The 23,128-nt window shown below is 60.1% G+C and carries 23 protein-coding genes; 6 read left to right on the top strand and 17 right to left on the bottom strand.

The window, feature by feature from the left end:
• Position 1: 1 nt before the first annotated feature.
• The 6 genes from nhaC to kefG form a co-directional block, all read right to left on the bottom strand.
• Positions 2–1,441: a Na+/H+ antiporter NhaC gene (gene nhaC / locus JL05_RS06035; RefSeq protein ID WP_033631939.1), complete on the bottom strand. Its 1,440-nt coding sequence runs from the start codon at positions 1,439–1,441 to the stop codon at positions 2–4.
• A gap of 123 nt (positions 1,442–1,564) precedes the next feature.
• Positions 1,565–2,593 carry a LacI family DNA-binding transcriptional regulator gene (locus JL05_RS06030; protein ID WP_033631938.1) on the bottom strand — a complete coding sequence of 343 codons (1,029 nt, stop codon included), beginning with the start codon at positions 2,591–2,593 and terminating at the stop codon, positions 1,565–1,567.
• A 92-nt stretch (positions 2,594–2,685) separates the two neighbouring features.
• Positions 2,686–3,273 carry a peptidylprolyl isomerase gene (gene slyD / locus JL05_RS06025; RefSeq protein ID WP_004930407.1) on the bottom strand — a complete coding sequence of 196 codons (588 nt, stop codon included), beginning with the start codon at positions 3,271–3,273 and terminating at the stop codon, positions 2,686–2,688.
• Positions 3,274–3,385: 112 nt separating this feature from the next.
• Positions 3,386–3,589, bottom strand: a complete 204-nt coding sequence (locus JL05_RS06020; RefSeq protein ID WP_015379274.1) for a YheV family putative zinc ribbon protein — start codon at positions 3,587–3,589, stop codon at positions 3,386–3,388.
• Between the two features lie 14 nt (positions 3,590–3,603).
• Positions 3,604–5,412 carry a glutathione-regulated potassium-efflux system protein KefB gene (gene kefB, locus JL05_RS06015; protein WP_015379275.1) on the bottom strand — a complete coding sequence of 603 codons (1,809 nt, stop codon included), beginning with the start codon at positions 5,410–5,412 and terminating at the stop codon, positions 3,604–3,606.
• A 2-nt stretch (positions 5,413–5,414) separates the two neighbouring features.
• A complete protein-coding gene (kefG, locus tag JL05_RS06010) occupies positions 5,415–5,966 on the bottom strand; it encodes a glutathione-regulated potassium-efflux system ancillary protein KefG (protein WP_033633564.1) in 552 nt (183 codons plus the stop codon).
• 129 nt (positions 5,967–6,095) lie between these two features.
• Here kefG and JL05_RS06005 point away from each other — a divergent pair, with 129 nt between their 5' ends.
• Complete coding sequence (locus JL05_RS06005; protein WP_015379276.1) at positions 6,096–8,009, top strand: ABC transporter ATP-binding protein; 1,914 nt, start codon at positions 6,096–6,098, stop codon at positions 8,007–8,009.
• A gap of 3 nt (positions 8,010–8,012) precedes the next feature.
• Here JL05_RS06005 and tauD read toward each other — a convergent pair whose 3' ends face one another.
• From tauD to JL05_RS05975, 6 genes are all read right to left on the bottom strand, one after another.
• Complete coding sequence (gene tauD / locus JL05_RS06000) at positions 8,013–8,861, bottom strand: taurine dioxygenase (RefSeq protein WP_004930389.1); 849 nt, start codon at positions 8,859–8,861, stop codon at positions 8,013–8,015.
• Complete coding sequence (tauC, locus tag JL05_RS05995; RefSeq protein WP_033631937.1) at positions 8,858–9,694, bottom strand: taurine ABC transporter permease TauC; 837 nt, start codon at positions 9,692–9,694, stop codon at positions 8,858–8,860. Before tauC ends, tauD begins: the two co-directional genes overlap by 4 nt.
• On the bottom strand, positions 9,691–10,458 hold the full coding sequence (gene tauB / locus JL05_RS05990) for a taurine ABC transporter ATP-binding subunit (protein ID WP_033631936.1): 768 nt from the start codon (positions 10,456–10,458) through the stop codon (positions 9,691–9,693). The genes tauC and tauB overlap by 4 nt, the downstream gene beginning before the upstream one ends.
• Before the next feature lie 9 nt (positions 10,459–10,467).
• Positions 10,468–11,463, bottom strand: coding sequence for a taurine ABC transporter substrate-binding protein (gene tauA, locus JL05_RS05985; protein WP_004930383.1), 996 nt, complete (start codon positions 11,461–11,463; stop codon positions 10,468–10,470).
• 114 nt (positions 11,464–11,577) lie between these two features.
• Entirely contained in the window at positions 11,578–12,360 is a 783-nt protein-coding gene (locus JL05_RS05980; RefSeq protein WP_033631935.1) for a PhzF family phenazine biosynthesis protein, read from the bottom strand.
• A gap of 10 nt (positions 12,361–12,370) precedes the next feature.
• Complete coding sequence (locus JL05_RS05975) at positions 12,371–12,973, bottom strand: LysE family translocator (protein WP_015379281.1); 603 nt, start codon at positions 12,971–12,973, stop codon at positions 12,371–12,373.
• 118 nt (positions 12,974–13,091) lie between these two features.
• Between JL05_RS05975 and JL05_RS05970 the strand changes: the two genes are divergently transcribed.
• From JL05_RS05970 to JL05_RS05960, 3 genes are all read left to right on the top strand, one after another.
• The gene (locus tag JL05_RS05970; RefSeq protein WP_015379282.1) at positions 13,092–14,072 is read left to right on the top strand and encodes a hydrolase; all 981 of its coding nucleotides are present in this window, start codon (positions 13,092–13,094) and stop codon (positions 14,070–14,072) included.
• Positions 14,069–14,302, top strand: a complete 234-nt coding sequence (locus tag JL05_RS05965) for a YheU family protein (RefSeq protein ID WP_004930376.1) — start codon at positions 14,069–14,071, stop codon at positions 14,300–14,302. Before JL05_RS05970 ends, JL05_RS05965 begins: the two co-directional genes overlap by 4 nt.
• Positions 14,303–14,453: 151 nt before the next feature.
• Positions 14,454–15,323 (top strand): phosphoribulokinase, encoded by an 870-nt coding sequence (locus tag JL05_RS05960; RefSeq protein ID WP_004930374.1) that lies wholly within the window; start codon positions 14,454–14,456, stop codon positions 15,321–15,323.
• A 37-nt stretch (positions 15,324–15,360) separates the two neighbouring features.
• Here JL05_RS05960 and JL05_RS05955 read toward each other — a convergent pair whose 3' ends face one another.
• The gene (locus JL05_RS05955) at positions 15,361–15,768 is read right to left on the bottom strand and encodes an OsmC family protein (protein ID WP_004930372.1); all 408 of its coding nucleotides are present in this window, start codon (positions 15,766–15,768) and stop codon (positions 15,361–15,363) included.
• Positions 15,769–16,150: 382 nt separating this feature from the next.
• On the opposite strand from JL05_RS05955, the gene crp reads away from it, so the two are divergent.
• Entirely contained in the window at positions 16,151–16,783 is a 633-nt protein-coding gene (gene crp, locus JL05_RS05950; protein ID WP_004090925.1) for a cAMP-activated global transcriptional regulator CRP, read from the top strand.
• Positions 16,784–16,833: 50 nt separating this feature from the next.
• A complete protein-coding gene (locus JL05_RS05945) occupies positions 16,834–18,912 on the top strand; it encodes a YccS/YhfK family putative transporter (protein WP_033631934.1) in 2,079 nt (692 codons plus the stop codon).
• 40 nt (positions 18,913–18,952) lie between these two features.
• On the opposite strand, the gene argD is transcribed toward JL05_RS05945, so the two are convergent.
• The 4 genes from argD to JL05_RS05925 all read right to left on the bottom strand — a co-directional run bounded on the left by argD (position 18,953) and on the right by JL05_RS05925 (position 23,036).
• Positions 18,953–20,170: a bifunctional acetylornithine/succinyldiaminopimelate transaminase gene (argD, locus tag JL05_RS05940; protein WP_033631933.1), complete on the bottom strand. Its 1,218-nt coding sequence runs from the start codon at positions 20,168–20,170 to the stop codon at positions 18,953–18,955.
• 131 nt (positions 20,171–20,301) lie between these two features.
• Complete coding sequence (locus JL05_RS05935) at positions 20,302–20,877, bottom strand: aminodeoxychorismate synthase component II (protein WP_033631932.1); 576 nt, start codon at positions 20,875–20,877, stop codon at positions 20,302–20,304.
• 102 nt (positions 20,878–20,979) lie between these two features.
• The gene (locus JL05_RS05930) at positions 20,980–21,717 is read right to left on the bottom strand and encodes an HNH endonuclease (RefSeq protein ID WP_033631931.1); all 738 of its coding nucleotides are present in this window, start codon (positions 21,715–21,717) and stop codon (positions 20,980–20,982) included.
• Between the two features lie 2 nt (positions 21,718–21,719).
• Positions 21,720–23,036, bottom strand: coding sequence for an AAA family ATPase (locus JL05_RS05925; RefSeq protein WP_033631930.1), 1,317 nt, complete (start codon positions 23,034–23,036; stop codon positions 21,720–21,722).
• Between the last annotated feature and the right edge of the window lie 92 nt (positions 23,037–23,128).

The raw sequence follows: 23,128 nt of genomic DNA, 5'->3' as shown, positions 1-23,128 counted from the left end.
GTCAGGCTTCCTTACGCTGCAAGTCGTTCTGAGGTTGGAGTTTGGCGATACCGAAGCCGGTGAAGCCATAAATCAGGGCGAACACCACTGCGACATAACATTGGATCGCCCACGGCAGCAGATCGAGCGTGCTCACTCCCAGCGTGGTCGCCATGTAAATACCGGCGGCCGTCCACGGGATCAGCGGCTCGATGACGGTGCCCGCATCTTCGACGGTGCGCGACAGGTTTTTGTTGTCCAGCCCCATGCGTCGATAGGCCCCTTTGAACAGCTCCGCCGGGATCAGCAGCGCCAGCTTGCCGTCGCTGGTCGCGCCGGTCACCAGGATGGTGGTGGCAACGGTAGCGGCGATCAGTTGACCGGTGGTGTGCACCACTTTCAGCAGCCGGCTGATGATCACCGTCAGCGCGCCGGTCAGCGTCAAGGCGCCGGCGAAGGAAAAGGCGCAGAACACCAGCAGGATCGTACTCATCATCGAGAACATGCCGCCGCGGTTCAGCAGGCGCGGCACATCGGCGACGATCCCTTCAACGTTATGGCCCTGGCTGGCGAACATCGACAGATTGAAACCGTCCATCAACGCATTCAGCCCCTGTTGCAGGCTAAAACCCTGCAGCGCGACGCCGATGGCGATCGCCAGCGCGCAGGCGGCCAGCATGACGGGGATCACCGGCCGTTTGGTCACCGCGCCCCACAGCACCAGCACCGGCGGCAGGATCAACAGCAGATTGAAATGGTACAACCCCTCAAGCGCGCTGACGATTTCGGTCACTTTTTCCGGCGTTGCCACACTGCCCACCGCGCCGGTGTGGCCGGCGATCAGGTACACCACGGCGGCCAAGATGAAGCTCGGCAGCGTCGTGTACATCAGATGCTGGATATGGCTGTAGAGATCGGTATCCGCGACGATAGCCGCGAAGTTCGTCGAATCGGACAACGGGGAAATTTTGTCGCCGAAGTAGGCGCCGGACACCACCGCCCCGGCCGCGGCGGCCAGCGGCACGTCCAGACCGGCGGCCACGCCCATCAGCGCCACGCCCACGGTGCCGGCCGCCCCCCACGAGGTACCGGTGCACACCGAGATCACGCTGGTGATGAAGAACGCGGCGATCAGAATGTATTGCGGGCTAATCAGCTTCAGCCCCCAATACACCATGTAAGGGATTGTGCCGCTGATCATCCAGGTGCCGATCAGCCCGCCCACGCAGATCAGGATCAAGATCACCGGCATCGCCTTAGCCAGCTTGGCCACGATGGCCCCGATGATGTCATCCCAGCGGTAGCCTTGCCACCAGGCCAACGCGGCGGCGATGGCGGCGGACATCAGCAGCAGTGGTTCAATGCGCAGGCCAAACTGGCCATAGCCGATGATGAGCAGCAACAGCATGGCCACAATCGGCAGCGTCGCCAGCCCAAGGTTGAGCGTTTTCTTATTATCCATATACGGCTCCTGTTGAAGAGGGGGGTACTGCAACAGCGTAATGGCTTTGGTAATCGGAGGATGTGAGCGCAGGCCCCTGACCATGTAATCGGTTTCATGAGATGGCGTTATGTGAGCCGCCTCTCATTCGCCGCGCTTGCTTTGCTCAGTCCTCTCACCATCGGCGACGGAGTCTCGCAGGATAAGTTCGGCCGAAAAGCGGTTGTTCTGCGGCGCGACGTCGCTGCCGCTGTGGATTTGTAGCGCCAGACGCGCGGCGCGGCGGGCCATTTTTTCGATGGGGTAATGCACGGTGGTCAACGCGGGGTGGAGATATTTCGCCAGGGCAATGTCGTCAAAACCGACGATTGACAGCGCTTCAGGCAACTGAACTTGCCGTTGGTGGCAGGTGCGCATCATGCCGGCGGCCATCACGTCGTTGAACGTCACTGCGGCGGTGAAGCGTTGGTCGCTGGCCAGAACGCGCTCGGCCGCCAGTTCGCCCCCTCTTTCATTGAAGGGCACGCTGATGATCCAGCTGCCGGGCACCTCAATGCCGCCGGCGGCCATGGCCTGGCGGTAACCCGCTAACCGCTGCGCGCGGTCGTCGATCGGCAGATCCGTTGTCACGCAGGCGATTCTCCGATGCCCCTGACGAATGAGCAGCTTGGTCGCCGTCTGCGCCGCATTGGCGTTGTCGAGCCAGATGCAACGGTTGGCGATGGCGGGCAGGTAACGGTTGATCAGCACCAGCGCGGGCGTGTGGGCGGCGTAGCGCAGCAGCTCCTCCTCCCCCATGCGCGTGACGTGCGCCACGATGGCTTCGCATCCCTGATTAATGAGAAAGTCGAGGCCGCTTTTTTCCAGTTCGGCCTGATGCCCGCCGCTGCACAACATCAAACGCACGCCGGCCTGTCGCGTGATGTCTTCCACGCCCCGCGCCAGGCGTGAAAAAAACGGATCGTCGAGGTTACCGGTCAGCAACCCCAGCATATTGCCGCTTCTTTTCGCCAGCGCCAGCGCGGCGGCGTTGCGATGGTAGTTAAACTCGCGCATCGCTTTCTCGACGCGTTCGCGGGTCACCGGTTCAACGTAGGCGGTATTATTGATCACCCGGCTGACGGTGGCCGTGGAAACGCCGGCGCGCTGCGCAACGTCTTTCATGGTGGCCATGGCATGTCCTGTTGTGCCGTTCGGCGCCCGGTGCGCCGCGCATAAAAAAGGGCAGCCGATGGCCGCCCTCTTGTCTCGTGATCGCGTTCTGCTTAGTGGCAGCCGCAACCGCCGTTACCGCAACCGCCTTTACCGTGGTCGTGACCATGGTCGTGATCGTGGCTGTGGCCGTGACCGCCGCAGCAGCCTTCACCGTGTTCGTGGTGATGGTCGTGCTCGCCGTGTACGTGACCGTGTGCCAGTTCTTCTGCGGTCGCTTCGCGGATCGCGACAACTTCCACGTTGAAGTTCAGGTTTTGGCCGGCCAGCATGTGGTTGCCGTCAACCACCACGTGGTCGCCGTCAACTTCGGTGATTTCAACCGGTACCGGGCCCTGATCGGTGTCAGCCAGGAAACGCATGCCGACCTGCAGTTCGTCAACGCCCATGAAGACGTCTTTCGGTACGCGCTGCACCAGGTTTTCGTCGTAGTTGCCGTACGCGTCGTTCGCGCCGACGTGAACGTCAAAACGATCGCCAACGTCGTGGCCTTCGAGCGCTTTTTCCAGACCTGCGATCAGAGAACCATGCCCGTGCAGATAGTCCAGCGGTGCGCTCACCGGAGACTCATCAACCAAAACACCGTCTTCTGTACGTACTTGGTAAGCCAGGCTGACCACCAAGTCTTTTGCTACTTTCATGATATCTCCTACCGTTGGCTACTAGGACGCGCACCATTATCAGGATGCGCGCCTTTTCCGGACAGATTGTAACGGAAATCTGCCTCGCTGTACCCTTCGGGATAAAAAAACGCTACTTCGGCTGAAAAATGCCGATCACCTGCTCTTGCGGTCGAACGTGTTTTTCCACCTGTTGTTCGGTCTGGCGCTGGTGATGGCCGCACTTGACGCACTCCACCACTTCCACCTGATCCTCCCGCCATACCGCCAGCGTATCCATGGCGCTACAGCTCGGGCACACCGCTCCGGCGATAAATCTCTTACGTGTTGCAGACATCGTTATGCTCCCGCTTATTCGTATTCATCCCAGCCGTCAAACTGGCGACTTTCTTTTTGCATTTCGCGATGGAACAGCTCTTCCAGCTCGCGCCGCGCCTCTTTCACGCGAGAAATTTGCGCCACGTCGCCCTGATGCGGCGGCATCAGTTCACGCAGCATGCGCATATCCAGGCGGCGAAAATGCTGCTGGGCGCGGAAGGCCTGATGCGGGTGCATGCCCAACTCCATCAACGCCTTGCGCCCCAGTTCCAGCGCGCTGGAGAAGGTCTCGCGGCTGAACTGTTTCACGCCCGCCTGCAGCAACTCATGCGCCTCCACGCGGCCGCGTGCCCGCGCCAGAATACTCAGATTCGGGAAGTGCTGCTGGCACAGCCGCACGATCTCCATGGTGTCTTCCGGCTCATTGCAGGTGATCACGATCGACTTGGCCTTTTCGGCGCCCGCCGCGCGCAGCAGCTCCAACTCGGTGGCGTCGCCGTAATAAACCTGATATCCGTAACGCCGCAGCACCCCGACGGCGCTGACGTCGCGTTCCAGTACGGTAATGCGCATTTTGTTGGCCATCAACAGGCGGCCGATCACCTGGCCGAAACGCCCGAAGCCAACGATGATCACCTGAGGATCGTCGTCCTCTACGTACGGCGTCTCCTCGTCTTCGCCTTTGGCGTTATAGCGGCGCGCCAAAATGCGGTCGATGGCCTGCATGAGTAGCGGTGTGGTCATCATCGACAGCGTCACCACCACCAGCAGCAAAGAGAGTTGATCCGGCTGCAGCACCTTTTGCGCGCCCGCCGCAGAAAACAGCACGAAGGCAAACTCACCGCCCTGGCTGAGCACGCCGGCAAACTGCAGGCGCACCGAACTACGCAGGCCGAACAGGCGCGACACGCCGTAGAGCACGCCGGATTTCACCGCCACCAGCGCCAGTACGCCGATCAACACCTCGGCCAGATGGGTGTAGAGCACGCCGATATTCAACACCATGCCCACCGAGATAAAGAACAGCCCCAGCAGTAGCCCTTTAAACGGCTCGATGGAGATCTCCAGTTCGTGGCGGTATTCGCTCTCCGCCAGCAGCACGCCGGCAATGAAGGTGCCGAGCGCCATCGACAGGCCAAGCGTCTCCATAAACAGCGCCGAGCCGAGCACCAGCAACAGCGCCGCGGCAGTGAAGATCTCGCGCACGCCGGAAGCGGCGATATAGCGGAACAGCGGCCGCAGCAGGAAGCGGCCGCCGATCAGCATGCCGCCGAACGCCGCCACCTTGAGCGCGATCTTCGCCCAGTCGTCGCTGGTGCCGCCGGCGCCGGCCAGAATGGGGATCAACGCCAGCGCCGGGATCACCGCCATATCCTGGAACAGCAGCACCGAGAAACCCAGCTGCCCGCCTTCGTTGCGATTCATGCCCTTTTCGCGCATCAGCTGCAGCGCCATGGCGGTGGAAGACATCGCCAGGCCGATACCGCCGATCACCGCCGCCTGCCAGGCGAAGTGCGTCAGGTACAGCAATGCGCCCAGCACCGCCGCGGTGATCAACACCTGGCCGGCGCCGGCGCCGAAGATCGAGCGCCGCAGCTCCCACAGCTTGCTGGGATTCAGCTCCAGGCCGATGATGAACATCAGGAACACCACGCCCAGTTCGGAGAAGTGCAGGATCTCGTCAACGTCGCGAATGAAGCCCAATCCCCACGGGCCGATGGCGATACCGGCGATCAGATAGCCCAGCACCGCGCCAATCCCCAGACGACGGGCGATCGGCACCGTCACCACCGCGGCGAACAGGAACAGCAAAATGGCGGTCAGTAAGGTCGATCCTTCCATGATCATCGTCCTCCGTGCGGCAGCGGGTGGCTCAGCCAGTCCCCGTAGGCGTCCGCATGGCTGCGCAGCACCTCCGGCTTTTGCCGCCGCGCCCAATACACCACGAACGGCGTCAACCAGTGCATATGGCACATCCCGGCGGTCAGCTCGAACGGCCGCAGGATATCTTCCATCGCATAGTGGTTATAACCGCCGGTACGGTAGGCGCCTTCCGGCTCGCCGGTGGTGATCACCGAGCGCCAGTACTTGCCCGCCAGCGCATTGCCGCCCACGCCGCTGGCGAAGCCGCGCGCCAGCACGCGATCCAGCCACTCCTTCAGCAGCGCCGGGCAGCTGTAGGTATAGAGAGGATGCTGAAACACGATGACCTGATGCTCACGCAGCAGCTGTTGTTCGTGATGGATATCGATAAAAAAATCAGGATAGTGCGCGTAGAGATCGTGCACGGTGACATGTTCCAACTGCTGCGCCGGTCGAAGCAAAACCCGGTTCGCCACCGAGTCATGGGATTCCGGATGGGCATACAGCAGCAAGACCTTGGGCGGCTGCGACATCATTCCCCTCCAAAGCGTCGTCAGGGTAGCGGTTTTCCGTTACCATGCATCGCAAAGACAAAAACAGCGCGCGGTGCGCGTTCTGTTACCTTAATGATAATTTAACATACTCTGAACATACGGCGCTTTATGATTGTATTCTCCTCGCTACAAATCCGACGCGGCATTCGCGTCCTGCTGGACAACGCCACGGCGACGGTTAATCCCGGTCAGAAGGTCGGCCTGGTGGGCAAAAACGGCTGCGGCAAATCCACGCTGCTGTCGCTGCTGAAGGGCGAGATCGCGGCGGACGGCGGCAGTTTCACCTTCCCCGGCAACTGGGCGCTGGCCTGGGTCAACCAGGAGACGCCGGCGCTGGACGTGCCGGCGATCGAGTATGTTATCGACGGCGACCGCGAGTTTCGCCAGCTTGAAGCCGAGTTGCAGGCGGCCAACGATCGCAACGACGGCCACGCCATCGCCACCCTGCACGGCAAGCTGGACGCCATCGACGCCTGGACCATCCGTTCCCGCGCCGCCAGCCTGCTGCACGGCCTCGGCTTCTCCAACGAACAGCTGCAAAGCCCGGTGCGCGACTTTTCCGGCGGCTGGCGCATGCGCCTCAACCTGGCGCAGGCGCTGGTGTGCCGTTCCGATCTGCTGCTGCTCGACGAACCGACCAACCACCTGGATCTCGATGCGGTGATCTGGCTGGAGCGCTGGCTGAAAAGCTATCCCGGCACGCTGGTGCTGATCTCGCACGACCGCGACTTCCTCGATCCGATCGTCGACAAGATCCTGCATATCGAACAGCAGACGATGAACGAGTACACCGGCAACTACTCGTCGTTCGAACGCCAACGCGCCACCAAGCTGGCGCAGCAGCAGTCGCTGTATCAGCACCAGCAAGAGAAAGTGGCGCATCTGCAAAGCTATATCGACCGTTTCCGCGCGCAGGCCACCAAGGCCAAACAGGCGCAGAGCCGCATCAAGATGCTGGAGCGCATGGAGCTGATAGCCCCGGCGCACGTCGACAACCCGTTCACCTTCAGCTTCCGCCCGCCGGAAAGCCTGCCTAACCCGCTGCTACGCATGGAAAAAGTCAGCGCCGGGTATGGCGATAAAGTGATCCTGAAGTCAATCAAGCTGAACCTGGTGCCCGGCTCGCGCATTGGCCTGCTCGGCCGCAACGGCGCCGGGAAATCGACGCTGATCAAACTGCTGGCCGGCACCCTGGAGCCGCTGAGCGGCGAGATCGGCCTGGCGAAAGGCATCAAGCTGGGTTACTTCGCCCAGCATCAGCTGGAATTTTTGCGCGCCGACGAATCGCCGCTGCAGCACCTGAGCCGCATCGCCCCAAGGGTGCTGGAACAGCAGCTGCGCGACTATCTGGGCGGTTTCGGCTTCCAGGGCGACAAGGTCAGCGAAATGACCGAGCGTTTCTCCGGCGGCGAGAAGGCGCGGCTGGTGCTGGCGCTGATCGTCTGGCAGCGCCCGAACCTGCTGCTGCTCGATGAACCGACCAACCACCTGGATCTCGACATGCGTCAGGCGCTGACCGAGGCGCTGATCGATTTCGAAGGCGCGTTGGTGGTGGTATCCCACGACCGTCACCTGCTGCGCTCCACCACCGACGATCTGTACCTGGTGCACGATGGCCAGGTCGAGCCTTTCGAGGGCGATCTCGACGATTATCAGCAGTGGCTTGTCGACCTGCAGCGCCAGGAAAGCCAGCAGGACGCGCCGGAAAAAGAGAGCGGCGGCAACAGCGCGCAGGCGCGCAAGGATCAAAAACGCCGCGAGGCGGAGTTCCGTACGCAAACCCAACCGCTGCGCAAGCAGATCGCCAAGCTGGAACAGCAGATGGAAAAACTGGGCGCCGAACTGGCGGCGGTGGAGGAACAGCTGGCGGATCCCGCGCTGTACGACATCAGCCGCAAGGCCGAGTTGACCGACTGCCTGCAAAAGCAAAGCCAGGCCAAATCCGCGCTGGAAGAAACGGAAATGACCTGGCTGGATGCGCAGGAACAGCTGGAGCAGTTAACGCAGGCGTTCGAAGCCTAAGCCTCAGGCCTTGTAAAAAGGTTTATCCCCCAGAATGGTCGCGCGGTGCATGATGCGCCGCTGCGGCAGATAATCCGCGTTGGCGTAGTGCTGCGTCACGCGGTTATCCCAGATCGCCACGTCATTTTCCTGCCAGCGCCAGCGCACCTGAAACTCCGGCTTAGTGATGTGAGCGAACAGGAAATTCAGTAAAGCATCGCTCTCCTTCGGCGCCACATCCACGATCCGCGTGGTGAACCCTTCATTGACGAACAGCGCCTGTCGGCCGCTGACCGGGTGAGTGCGCACCACCGGATGCAGCAGCGGCGGGTTTTTCTGCACCGCCAGTTGCCAGCGCTGGTGTTCTTCTTCGCTACCGCGATGCTTGTGCTCCGGGAACGACTTGGTGAAGTCATGCTCTGCGCGCAACCCCGCGAGCAGCGTTCTGAACGGCGCCGACAGCGCTTCGTAGGCCGCGATGCCGCTGGCCCACAGCGTATCGCCGCCGGTGGCAGGCAAGGTCTTGGCCGCCAGGATCGCGCCCAGCGGCGGGTTCTCGATAAAGGTCACGTCGGTGTGCCAGTTGTCGTTGTCCGGCGGATTGTCGTCGTGAGTATCGAGCACGATGATCTCTTCCACGTCGGTGGCGTGCGGATAGACCGGATGGATATGCAGATCGCCGAAGCGCCCGGCCAGATCGCGCTGCTGCAGCGGCGTGATCGGCTGGTTGCGGAAGAACAGCACCTGATGCTTGAGCAACGCATGATAAAGCTGTTCAAACTGGCCGTCGCCCAACGGCCGGGCCAATTCGACGTTTTCCACCAGCGCCCCGATGTAAGGCCCCAGCGGGGTGATATTCAGACGTTCGTTCATTGCTGTACTCCATGCCACGGGGTCAATCGGCGCTGCAGGGCGCGCAGCCCCAGCTCCAACCCAAATGCAATCACCGCAATCACGCCGATGCCGGCCAACACCACGTCGGTCGCCAAAAACTCACCGGCGGATTGCACCATAAATCCCAGGCCGCGCGTGGCGGCGATCAGTTCGGCGGCCACCAGCGTCGACCAGCCGACGCCCAGCCCGATGCGAATGCCGGTCAGGATCTCCGGCAGCGCGCTCGGCAGCACCACGAAACGCAGCACCTGCCAACGCGTGGCGCCCAACGCGCGGGCAGCGCGCACTCGTACCTGCGCCACGCTGCGCACGCCGGCCACGGCGGAGAGCGTCACCGGCGCGAAGATCGCCAGATAAATCAGCAAGATTTTCGAGGTCTCGCCGATGCCGAACCAAATCACCATCAGCGGCAGATAGGCCAGCGGCGGCACCGGACGATAGATCTCAATCAGCGGATCGAGGATGCCGCGCACCGTGTCGTTCAGCCCCATGGCGATGCCCACCGGAATGCCGACGATCACCGCCGCCAGCAGCGCCACCAAAATACGCCCCAGGCTGGCCGCCAGATGCTGCCATAGCGTGGCGTCCATAAAGCCTTGCGGGCTGGCGATGGTGATCAACTGGTGCAGCACCTGCTGCGGCGCCGGCAAAAACAGCGGGCTGATCAGCTGCAGCGCCGTCACGCCCCACCAGACGATCAACACCGTCAACAGCGTGGCGCCGCTCAACCAAACGTTGCGCGGCACGCTGAAACGGCGCGCCGCTTTGCCCTGCGGCTGCGCCGCGGCCTTCAGAGTGGAATGCAGGCTCATAGCAAGGCCTCGCGCTGTTGGAAAACTTTGCCCAGCACGTATTCGCGCTGAGCGATAAATTCAGGATCGGACTTGATGGCACGGCAGGCTTCGCCGTCGGCATAGCGCTGGCCGAAGTTCAGCGACAGCCGCTCCACCACCTGCCCCGGCCCCGGCGACAGCAGTAACAGTTCACTGGCGAGGAACACCGCCTCTTCGATATCGTGGGTGATCAGCAGCACCTGTTTGCCGGTATCTCGCCAGATGGTCAGCAGCAGCTCCTGCATCTGCTCGCGCGTGAACGCGTCCAGCGCGCCGAACGGTTCATCCAGCAACAGCAGACGCGGATCGGCGGCCAGAGCGCGGGCGATGCCGACGCGTTGGCGCATGCCGCCGGAAAGCTGCCAGATGAAATGCCGCTCGTAACCAGCCAGACCGACGCGCTGCAACATCTGCTCCGCCACCTGGCGGCGCTGCGCCTTGCCGACGCCGGCCAGCTGCAGGCCGAACTCGACGTTGTCCACCACGTTACGCCACGGCAGTAAACCCTCATGCTGGAACACCACGCCCCGTTCGGCGCTTGGGCCATGAACGGACGTTTCATCCAGCGTGATGCTGCCAGCTGAAGGCTCGATAAACCCGGCGATTAAGTTCAGCAGCGTGGTTTTGCCGCAGCCCGATGGGCCGAGCACCACCACCAGTTGCCCGGCGGCGATCTGGAACGACACGTCACGCAGCGCGGGCCGCCCCTGATACTCTGCTGAAAGATGGCTGACGTTTAGCATCCTGCTTCCTTACGACTGCGGCGCAGCCTGCACCTGTTTCACAAAACGGTCGGTGACGTAAGCGCTGTAGTCGCTGTCGACCTGCGGGATCTTGCCCTGCTGCTTGAGGAATTCGGCGGTATCGCGGATTGCCTTGTCCACCGGCTGGCCGAGTTGGGCGACCTGATCGGCCACCGGCAGATAACGGTTCCCCTTCACCAGTTCCGGCACCTGCGCTTCCGGCACGCCGCTCAGGCGCGCCAGCGTGCTGAGATGGCTCGGATCTTTAAGCCACTGTTCCGGTGCCGCCAGGTAGGCCTTTTGCGCCTGCAGGGCGCTGGCGGCAAAGGCGGTTACTACGTCGGGATGTTTCTCTGCGAAGTCTTTGCGCACCACCCACACGTCCAGCGTCGGTGAACCCCATTCGCCCACCTGCGCGGAGTCGGTCAGCACCTTGCCCTGTTTGGCCAGTTCGTTGACCACCGGCGCCCAGACGTAAGCGCCGTCGATGTCGCCGCGCTGCCAGGCGGCGGCGATGGCCGGCGGCTGCAGATTGAGGATCTTCACCTGTTCAGGCTTGATGCCCCAATGTTTGAGCGAGGCCAGCAGGCTGTAATGGGTGGTGGAAATAAACGGCACCGCAATGCGTTTGCCGATCAGATCCTGCGGGCTTTTGATGTCATTTTTCACCACCAGCGCTTCGGAGCTGCCGAGCTGCGAGGCGATGAGGAACACTTCGATGGGGAGTTTTTGGCTGGCGGCCACCGCCAGCGGGCTGGAGCCGATATTGCCGATCTGCACATCGCCGGAGGCCAGCGCGCGCAGCACGCTGGAACCGCTGTCGAACTTACGCCAGTCGACGGTCGCGCCGGACTGTTTGGCGAAGCTGTTTTCCGCCTGCGCCACCTTGGCCGGCTCCGCCGACGTCTGGTACGCCACGGTCACGTCCACCGCGTAGGCGCTGGCCGCGCTGAGCGACAACGCCAGCAGCGCCGCGTTGCGTAAAGAAAAGAGTTTGCCCGCCATGTTCCGCTCCGTTGATAAAAATCTGTTCAGTTGCTGACAGTTTTATCTGAGCGATGACGGGCGATAAAAGAATAAAAAAGTCTTCTTTATTACCTTAGGTAATATTAAAGCGGATCACAGCGCGATCGTCCCGTGCAAGAACACATGAGCGTAGCCGCCCAGCAGCGTGCGGTCCCCTTGCAGTTCGCAGAACAGCTCGCCGCCACGCGCCGAAATCTGCCGGGCGTGCAACCGATGGCGGCCGAGACGCGCCGCCCAGTAAGGCATCAGCGTGCAGTGCGCGGAGCCGGTGACCGGGTCTTCACCGCCGTCGAGCGTGAAATAGCGCGAAACGAAGTCCACGGTGTCACCCGGCGCGGTGACGATCACCGCGCGGCCGGCCAATGCGATCAGCGCCGGGATGTCCGGCCGCAGCGCGCGCACCTGCGCCTCGTTTTCAAGCACCACCAGCAGCGCTTTCGCCTGCCACACTTCCTGCGGCTGCACGCCCAGCAGCGCCGCAAGGCCCGCCGGTTCGGCGACTTTCTGCGGCGGCCTGGCGGGGAAATCAAGCACCAGCTGCTCCCCGTCCCGCTCATCGCGCTTGACGAACAGCTCGCCGCCGGCCGATCTGAAGCGAATATCCTTCAGCGCCGGGTTAACCGCGCTGAACATCACATGCGCCGCCGCCAGGGTGCCGTGGCCGCAAAGATCGACCTCGCGTTCCGGGGTAAACCAGCGGATGGCGGTCATGTCACCGTCATCCCAGACAAAGCTGGTTTCCGACAGGCCGATCTCGTTAGCGATCGCCTGCAGCCGCTCCGCCGGCAGCGGCTGCGTCAGCAGGCAGACCCCGGCCGGGTTGCCGCGCAACCCTTCGCCGGTAAAGGCAACCACGTGATAATAGTTTTCCGCCATCGTTCACTCCTTAATGCCAGATCAGTAACACACAGGCTGCAGTCAACAACCCCATGGAAACGTTGAAGATAACCCAGGCCTTTTTACTGCGCAGCAGGCGGCCAATCAGGGTGCCGAACGCCAGCCAGATAATGCCGGCGACGATGTTCACCACCACAATGCCCAGCGCGATCGCCGCAATGGAACCGTTGTACTTATCGCCCGCCAGGCTGAAGCTCGCCACCGCCCCAAGCGCCATCAGCCAGGCTTTCGGGTTGAGGAACTGCAGCAGCCAGCCCTGATACAACCGCACCGGCTGCGGTGGCGCCACGTCGGTTTCCAGCTTTTCATAGGCGGCTGTGGCGACTTTCCACGCCAGCCACAGCAGGTACAGGCTGCCGAGGATTTTCAGGATCAGGTGCAGCGACGGGTAGACCAGGATCAGGCTGCCGACGCCGAACGCCACCAGCAGCAAGATGCTTTGCATGCCGAGCATGATGCCGACCATCAGCCACAGCGATCGCATAAAGCCGAAGTTAGCGCCGGAGGTGGTCAGCAGCAGATTATTGGGGCCAGGCGTGATGGCGGCGACCCACAGGAAGCCCAGCATCGAAAGGAATAAACTCGGTTCCATGGCACGGGTGCTCCTCACCCAAGGCGCTTTTTTGCAGTATCATTGATAATTCTTGGTATTGAAGCTAACAGTGCGCTAGGGATCTCACAATAGCCGCCCACAACATTTTACTCAGCCTATGCCTAACACCTTTCGCCCTCTGACAGGGGCCAGTAACCCGCACCTGCAAACGCTGTTGCCGCGGCTGGTGCGCCGCCGCGTGTTATTGAAACCGCATTGGCAACGGCTGGAATTGCCCGACGGCGATTTCGTCGATCTCGCCTGGAGCGAGGATCCGGCGCAGGCGCGCGACAAGCCGCGCGCGGTGCTGTTTCATGGCCTGGAAGGCAGCTTCTACAGCCCCTACGCGCATGGCCTGCTCAACGCCTGGCGCGAGCGCGGCTGGCTCGGTGTGGTGATGCACTTTCGCGGCTGCAGCGGCGTGCCCAACCGCAAGCAGCGTATCTACCACTCCGGTGAAACCGAAGACGCGCGCTTCTTTCTGCGCTGGCTGCGCGATAGCTACGGCGAGGTGCCGACCGCGGCGGTAGGCGTTTCGCTCGGCGGCAACATGCTGGCCTGCTATCTGGCGCAACAAGGCGCCGACAGCCTGCTGCAGGCGGCGGTGGTAGTCTCGGCGCCGCTGATGCTGGAACCCTGCGCCTACCGCATGGAGCAAGGCTTCTCCCGCGTTTATCAGCGCTACCTGCTGGGGCAGCTGAAACAAAACGCCACCCGCAAGCTGTTGCACTACCCGGACACTCTGCCGCTCAAACTGTCACAGCTGAACGGGTTGCGACGCATCCGCGAATTCGACGACGCCATCACCTCGCGCATTCACGGCTTCAGCGACGCCACCGACTATTATCGCCGCTGCAGCGCCCTGCCGCTGTTGCCGTCTATCCAGACGCCGCTGCTGATCATCCATGCGAAGGACGACCCTTTCATGACCCCTGAGGTGATCCCCGACGTCGCCGGCCTGCCGCGCAATATCGAATATCAGCTGACTGAGTTCGGCGGCCACGTCGGCTTCGTCGGCGGCACGCTGAAAAAACCGCACATGTGGCTGGAGCATCGCATTCCGGCCTGGCTTTCCCCTTATCTGGACATTCCGACGTGATTATTCCCTGGCAAGAACTGGCAACCGACACCCTGAACAGCCTGATCGAATCCTTTGTGCTGCGCGAAGGCACCGATTACGGCGAACACGAACGCTCGCTGGAGCAGAAGGTGGAGGACGTGCGCCGCCAGCTGAAAAACGGCGAAGTGGTGCTGGTGTGGTCGGAACTGCATGAGAGCGTCAACATCATGCCGCGCGGCCAATTCCGCGCCGGGCAGGAAGAAATTTAGTGGCGCCCGGTTCTATGACTGACGGAAAAAATCAGGTAACAATGGGACATTGCAAACCAGCGCGCACCATTTTTTCCTGACATAGAGAGCGTCAACAAGAGCCACAATAATCCCCTGACGCCGGCGCATTCAACACGGAGTGACAACCATCATGTCTGCCAAACATCCCGTTATCGCGGTGACCGGTTCCAGCGGCGCCGGCACCACCACCACCAGCGTGGCGTTCCGTAAAATCTTCCAGCAGCTCAATATCCGCGCCGCCGAACTGGAGGGCGACAGCTTCCACCGCTATACCCGGCCGGAAATGGACGCGGCGATCCGCAAGGCGCGCGATCTGGGCAGACACATCAGCTATTTCGGCCCCGAGGCCAACGACTTCGGCCTGCTGCAGCAGAGCTTTATCGACTACGGCAAAAACGGCACCGGCCGTTCGCGCAAGTATCTGCACACCTACGACGAAGCGGTGCCCTACAATCAGGTGCCGGGCACCTTCACCCCGTGGGAGCCGCTGCCGGCGCCGACCGACGTGCTGTTCTACGAGGGGCTGCACGGCGGCGTGGTCACCGAGCACCATGACGTGGCCAAACACGTCGATCTGCTGGTCGGCGTGGTGCCGATCGTCAACCTGGAATGGATCCAGAAGCTGATCCGCGATACCGGCGAACGCGGCCATTCCCGCGAAGCGGTGATGGATTCGGTGGTGCGCTCGATGGAAGACTACATCAACTACATTACGCCGCAATTCTCGCGCACCCACATCAACTTCCAGCGCGTGCCGACGGTGGACACCTCCAACCCGTTCGCCGCCAAGGCCATTCCCTCACTGGATGAAAGCTTCGTGGTGATCCACTTCCGCGGCCTGGACCAGATCGACTTCCCCTACTTGCTGGCGATGCTGCAGGGATCGTTTATCTCGCACATCAATACGTTAGTGGTGCCGGGCGGCAAAATGGGGCTGGCGATGGAGCTGATCATGGCGCCGCTGGTGCAACGGTTGCTGGAAGGCAAGAAGATCGAATAAATGCGTTGAGCGCGGCGCCGGCCGCGCTCCGCCTCAATTACGCCGGTTGGCGGATCTCGAAGCTGTGGGTTACCGTGGCGGCCTTGTTGAGCATCAGCGCCACCGAACAGTATTTCTCCGCCGACAGGTTCACCGCACGTTCGACGATCTTGTCGGTCAGATCCTGGCCGGTCACGATGAAGTGCAGGTTGATATGGGTGAACAACCGCGGGGCTTCTTCGCGGCGCTCGGAGGTCAGCTTCACCTCGCAGTCGCGCACGTCGTTGCGCCCCTTTTGCAGAATGGATACCACGTCGATCGCGCTGCAGCCACCCACCGACATCAGCACCATCTCCATCGGGCTGGGCGCTTTATCACCGGCATTGCCGTCCATCAGCACCTGGTGGCCGGAGGCCGATTCACCCAAAAACGTTAACCCTTCCACCCACTTAACTCTTGCCTGCATTCTGGTCACTCCGGTTGATTTCTTAAAATCAGAGTACGCTTTCGCATAGAAACAGGCAACGTAACCTGATGCTAATCATGCTGAAGCGAGACAACACGAGACACCCGCCTTACTCTGTGCTACAAACAGAGCCGCAATAAATCTTTCCGGGACACTGAATTTCAGGGAAACGCCCAGAGAAAGGCTCCTTTACCGGTATGTTAACAGAATGTAGCTTGCAGCGCTTACGGCAAGTTAATATGCTAGAGCGACAGCGTATTTTTATGACACGCCTCAAAACTTGCCGGTAGCCCTCGCTCATGACTGCGGCTACAGGCGGGTTTTACAGGGAACTCTGACCCCTGTGACACAAGGCAGCGATAACAACAGAGGATAACAGCGAATGGTTCTCGGCAAACCGCAAACAGACCCTACTCTCGAATGGTTCCTGTCTCATTGCCATATCCACAAATATCCATCGAAGAGTACGCTGATTCACCAAGGTGAAAAGGCCGAAACGCTTTACTACATCGTGAAAGGCTCCGTCGCGGTGCTGATCAAGGATGAAGAAGGTAAAGAGATGATCCTGTCCTACCTCAACCAGGGGGATTTCATCGGCGAGCTCGGATTGTTCGAAGAAGGCCAGGAGCGCAGCGCCTGGGTTCGCGCGAAAACCGCCTGTGAAGTGGCCGAAATTTCCTACAAGAAATTCCGCCAGCTGATCCAGGTGAACCCGGACATCCTGATGCGTCTGTCCGCCCAAATGGCGAGCCGCCTGCAGGTCACCTCCGAAAAAGTGGGCAACCTCGCCTTCCTGGACGTGACCGGCCGCATCGCGCAAACCCTGCTGAATCTGGCGAAGCAACCTGACGCCATGACTCACCCGGACGGCATGCAGATCAAGATCACCCGTCAGGAGATCGGCCAGATCGTCGGCTGCTCGCGTGAAACCGTTGGCCGTATTCTGAAAATGCTGGAAGATCAAAACCTGATTTCCGCCCACGGCAAAACCATTGTCGTCTACGGCACCCGTTAATCCCCGAAGAAACGGCGCAGTCTGCGCCGTTTTTTTATCTGCTCTCTGCCATGTGGCGCCGCCTGATCTACCACCCGGAAATCAACTACGCACTGCGACAAACGCTGGTGTTGTGCCTGCCGGTGCTGTTCGGCTTATTAATTGGCCAGCTGCAGCTCGGCCTGATGTTCTCTCTGGTGCCCGCCTGCTGCAATATCGCCGGTCTGGACACGCCGCATAAGCGCTTCTTTAAACGGCTGATCGTCGGCGGCTCGCTGTTCGCCTTCAGCAGCGTGCTGCTGCAACAGGCACTGCTGTGGCACGTGCCGCTGCCGGCGCTGATGCTGGGCCTGGCGCTGCTGCTCGGCGTCACCGGCGAAATCAGCCCGCTGCACGCCCGGCTGTTGCCGGCGGCGCTGGTGGCCGCCATTTTCGCCCTCAGCACGGCCGGCACGGTACCCCTCTGGCAGGCGCCGCTGCTGTACGCGATCGGCACCGTCTGGTACGGCTTATTCACCTGGTTCTGGTTCAAGCTGTGGAAAGAACAGCCAATGCGCGAGACGCTCAGCCAGCTCTATCTGGAGCTGGCGGACTATTTCGAAGCCAAATACTCGTTGCTGACCCAGCACACCGATCCGCAAACCGCGCTGCCGCCGCTGCTGGTACGCCAACAAAAGGTGATGGATCTGATCAGCCTTTTATACCAACAGCTCAATTTCCTGCCGCATGCCAACAACCTCGAACAAAAGCGCCTGCAGCGCGCCTTTCAGGTAGCGATGGATCTGCAGGAGCACATCACCGTCAGCCTGCATCTGCCGGAGGAAGTGCAAAAACTGGTGGAGCAGAGCCAGGCCGAAGCGATCATTCGCCGCAACGCTCAGGTGATCGCCGGCCGGCTGCGCGTGGTGGCGCACGATATTCTCTACCATCAACATTCGAAGCGCTTCTCCATGAGCCACGAACTGGCGGCGCTGGAAAAAATGGCGGCGCAGCATCCCGATAACCCGGTCGGCCAGTTTTGTTATTACCACTTCAGCCGCATCGCCCGCCTGCTGCGCACCCAGCATCCGCTGTATCGCCGCGATCTGATGCCCGGCCAGCACCGCCTGCCGTTTTGGCCGGCGCTGGCCAGCTACCTGTCGTTCAAATCCACCGCCCTGCGCAACGCCGCACGGCTGGGGGTGACGCTGGCGGTCGGCAGCAGCCTGGGTGCGGTCTTCAACCTGCCGAAGCCTTACTGGATCCTGCTCACCATCATGCTGGTGAGCCAAAACGGGTATAACGCCACCCGGGTGCGTATTCAGCACCGTGCGCTGGGCACGATTGCCGGGCTATTGCTGGCGGCCGGTCTGTTGCAGCTGCAGCTGCCGGAAGGAGAAACGCTGAGCATCATGCTGGTGATCACGCTGCTGGCCTACCTGGTTTCGCGCAAGAACTACGGGCTGTCGGTGATTGGCTTTACGGTCACGGCGGTTTACACCCTGCAGCTGCTGGCGCTGAACGGCTCGCATTTTTTGGTGCCTCGTCTGATCGATACGCTGATAGGCTGCGTGCTGGCGTTCGGCGGCACCATTTGGCTGTGGCCGCAGTGGCAAAGCGGGCTGCTGCGCAAGAATGCCCATCAGGCGCTGGAGAACGATCAAGCCGCGCTGCGGCTGATGCTGAAGCAGCCGGAACCGGATGCCACCGCGTTGGCCTATACCCGCATGCAGGTCAACCAGGCGCACAACGCGCTGTTCACCTCGCTCAATCAGGCGATGCAGGAGCCGGGGTTCGCGTCGAATTATCTGGCGGACATGCGGCTGTGGGTCACGCACAGCCAGTTCATCGTCGAACACCTGAACGCCATGACCATTTTGGCGCGCGAGCACTACATGCTGACGCCGAAACTGGCGCAAGCCTATCTGCAAACCTGTGAAATTGCGCTGCAAAGCTGCCAGCAGCGGTTGGAATACGACGGCCCGAGCAGTGACAACAGCGGCATCATGCAGCCGCCGGATCTGCATCCGGACATGCCCGTCACCGAGATGGAACGTCATTTGCGGCGCATTTTGTCGCACCTGAGCGTGATGCACACCATTTCGTCGCTGGCCTGGCGCCAGCGCCCGCACCACGGCATCTGGCTCAAGCGCAAACTGCGCGATCAATAAGGGCGCGGCATGCCGCGCCCCGTTATTCGCCGCACGGGCTTCAGGCGTTGATCACATCCTGCACCGCCAGCTCGAACAGCACCATGCCGGCCTCGATGTCCTGCAGCTCCACCACCAGCGACGGCGCGAAACGGATCACGTTCGGCCCAGCATTGAGGATCATCAGCCCACGCGCGGCGGCGGCGGTGAGGAAATCGCGCGCTCTGCCGTGATAATGCGGCGTCAGCTCGGCGCCGAGCAGTAACCCCATGCCGCGAATGGCGGTGAAAATACCGTATTTATCGCCGATATCCTGCAAAGCCTGCACATACAGCGCGTGGCGCTGTTCGATGCCGCTCAGCACTTCCGGCGTATTGATCACATCCAACGCCGCCTCCGCCACCGCGCAGGCCAGCGGGTTGCCGCCGTAGGTAGTGCCGTGGGTGCCCACCTGCATCACCGACGCAATCTCTTCGGTGGTCAGCATGGCGCTCACCGGGAAGCCGCCGCCCAGCGCCTTGGCGGTGGTGAGAATGTCCGGCGTCACGCCATAATGCATATAGGCGAACAGCTTGCCGCTGCGCCCCATGCCGCTTTGCACTTCGTCGAACACCAGCAGCGCCTGATGTTGGTCGCACAGTTTGCGCACGCCTTTGAGGAAGCCGGCGTCGACCGGCGTAATGCCGCCCTCGCCCTGAATCGGCTCCATCACCACCGCGCAGGTGTGGTCGTCCATCACCGCTTTCACCGCCGCCAGATCGTTGAACGGCACGTGCACGATGTCGGCCGGCTTCGGCCCGAACCCGTCGGAATATTTGGCCTGCCCGCCCACCGACACGGTGAACAGCGTGCGGCCGTGGAACGCGTTATAGAAAGCGATGATTTTGGTTTTATAGGGGCTGTGGCGGGTGATGGCGTAATGACGCGCCAGTTTGAACGCCGCTTCGTTGGCCTCTGCGCCGGAGTTGGCGAAGAACACCCGATCGGCGAAGGTGGCGTCGATCAGTTTGCTCGCCAGGCGCAGCGCCGGTTCATTGGTAAAGACGTTGCTGGTATGCCACAGAGTCTCACCCTGACGTTTGAGCGCCTCGACCAGCGCCGGATGGCAGTGCCCCAGCGCCGTCACCGCGATGCCGCCGGAAAAATCGATGTACTCTTTTCCCTGCTGATCCCAGACCCGGCTGCCTTGGCCGCGCACCGGCACAAACTGGGCCGGTGCATAAACAGGCAGGATCACCTGGTCAAAGGTGCTGCGGCTCACTGCGGATTTTTCAGTCATTTTCGGCTCCACCCTGAAGGTTTTTCAGCGCTATCGTAATATTAGATTGAAAACATAATCACGAAATATGCATAAAAAACCAATCAAGCGCAAACGCAAAACGCCTGACGAGCGAAAAAAACGCATCGGGATTAACGGTTGAGGAAGTTATCCAGCAGCTGATGGCCCTGCTCGCTGAGCACGCTTTCCGGATGGAACTGCACCCCTTCCAACGCCAAAGCGCGGTGGCGGATGCCCATGATCTCGTCGCGCACGCCGTCGCGTTCGCTCCAGGCGGTCACTTCAAAACAGTCCGGCAGCGTATCGGCTTTCAGCACCAGCGAGTGATAGCGGGTCACGGTCAGCGGATCGTTCAGGCCGCGAAACACGCCGACGCCCAGATGGCGAATGGCCGAAGTTTTACCGTGCATCACCGCGCGGGCGCGCACCACCTCGGCGCCGAACGCCTGCCCCAGCGCCTGGTGCCCCAGGCACACGCCAAGGATCGGCAGTTTGCCGGCGAAATGACGAATGGCGGCCAGCGAGATACCCGCTTCGTTCGGGGTGCAGGGGCCGGGGGAAATCACCAGATGCTGCGGCGCCAGCCGCTCGATATCGGCCAGCTGCAGCTCATCGTTGCGCTTCACCACCACCTCGGCGCCCAACTCGCAGAAGTACTGGTAAAGGTTATAGGTAAAGGAGTCGTAGTTATCGATCAGCAGCAGCATGTCAGGTCCGGCAGAGAAAAACGCCGCCATAGTTTACTGATTTAACCCGCCGCTGCCGACGATAATTTCCGCTTACTTTTCCCAGCATGCCGCCAGAATGGCTCACGCTTTAGCGCCACTCTGCCATCCGTCAGGGTTCTGTGACGGCACGACAGGGATGCCTGCAGCGTCAAAGCACCCACTTTCAGCCGTTCCCTCAAACGCCGCGATAAAACGCAGACACATATCAGGGTTGCCAGCAAATACGGTAACCCAAATGCTAAAGAAACCCGTCGCCTTGGCGGCTTCAATGATCCAGTGCTTCAAACGCTCATTATCTGGGGCAGAGTTAACATCTGCCAACGCAGTTTGCGCCTGTCCCCATACCTGCATGCGCTGGCTTTCCCGGTCTAGAGCAACAGCCTTGCCATTCTCATCAAGGATCTGGCTGATCTTCTTATCCAACCCAGTAAGGGACAATGTTTTTTGGGCCATCACCTGTTGTTCTGGGGAAAGTTGCGTTGCAGGAGCCACCTTACCATCAGCAGAATAGACATACGCGAAGAACGTATTATCCCTGTCCGGTAGCAACAAGTTTGCGAGAATGACCTCCTTGGCACCTTTGGTAGAATTACAATTTACGCAGGCCAGCAAGAAATTACTCCATCTGCCTGTCAGCCCCGGATGTCCATATTGACCATCTTTTGGCTGAATATGTTCAACCGCTAAATTGGTAGCGATACGGCGTTCACAGTAACTGCAATAACTGCCGATACGCCCGACCAGGTGAGGAAAAGCTTTTTTGTAATCATCAAAATCAATGTTATCATTGGGCGAAACTCCTTTTCTTACCGGACGCATTGTTACTCCCCTAATTTAGCGGCACGTTTCATCTCGAGAAATGCTTGGTAAGCAGGGTTATCCGCATAAGGCGCTATGCTATCTGATAAACGCCGTTTAAATTTCTCCAGTTTCGCCGCCGGCGCCAATTCAGCCTCATCCAGCATGGTCAGATATTTTTTGGCCGTTTCTTTCATTTCCGCATAGCGAATACTGGTTTCTGAGTCATCAACCCCCATAATCCCTTCGGCAATATCTGCCAATGTTTTATTATTAAGTTCTGCAGTAGGCTGACCATCTAGCATCAATAACTCTTCACCAGAGCGCAATGATTGAATCAAGAATGGGGAATGAGTCGTACATATAAATTGGATCGATGGAAATGTGCGACGTAAATCCTCGATCACCCGGCGCTGCCATTTGGGGTGCAGATGTAGATCCAACTCATCGACTAAAACAACGCCAGAAGTCTCTCTTAGCACATCAGAGCCAAGATGGGGATTCAACCCGACAGCCTTTTGGGCAAGATCGGCGACCAAGGCCAGCATACAGCGCTGCCCATCGCTTAAATTAGCAAAGGGCTGAATTGCATGTGCAGTAATATCAAAAAGTAACTCACCACGCTTGGCATCAAAAAATAATCTTTGAGCGCCATCCACACAGCTTAAAATGGCATCACGAACCACCTGAAGACTGACTGATTCCTCACCGCTATTTTGAAAGGTAACCCAAGATTCTTTAGCAAACCAACTCACCAGGTTACGTACAGAAATCCTGGGATCCACACTATGGCGATAGCCCGTTAACCGACTCGTTTTCTCTTGCTGGCTTAAAGCGCCAGGCCCATGAATAGTACTTTCCTGTTTCAGCCTACGGGGTTCTTGCCATAAACGCATGGTGCCATAATAAGCCACCAGGGGGAGGGTAACAGTCTCGCTACCTCGAAGCTTTTTATCTGCCTCTTTGGCTATCGATATCAAATCACCGGCTTTACCATGACGAACTTTACCGCTCTCACTCTCTTTCGATCTTTCCCAACCGATATTCTGCTCAAACACAGTACCACGCGCGCCAATGGTTATTGGCCAATGCTGGGTTGTTTTCACTCTACCATCAATTTCCTGATAGCTGAGACGAGCATCGTCTTTAGACAACGAGCTATTATCAGGTTTATTCCGGAAGCCCAATAGCCAGGTTGAAAGTGCCACAGAGAGCGCCTCCAACAAGGCCGTCTTGCCTGTGCCATTCACACCAACAATAAGATTGAATTCTGGATGGAATTGGAATGTTCCTTGTGCGAAGCATCGGTAATTTGCTAAGGAAATTTGATTGATTTTCATTGTACCTCCAACTCTGATCCGCATATCAGAATTCTACTGTCATAGGCTCCACGCAGCCTATGGCAGGATAACAAAATATCGCTCTGAACTCA

The organism is Serratia nematodiphila DZ0503SBS1, from assembly GCF_000738675.1.
Classification (GTDB): Bacteria; Pseudomonadota; Gammaproteobacteria; order Enterobacterales; family Enterobacteriaceae; genus Serratia; species Serratia nematodiphila.
This window is presented reverse-complemented; position numbering and strand designations above follow the sequence as displayed.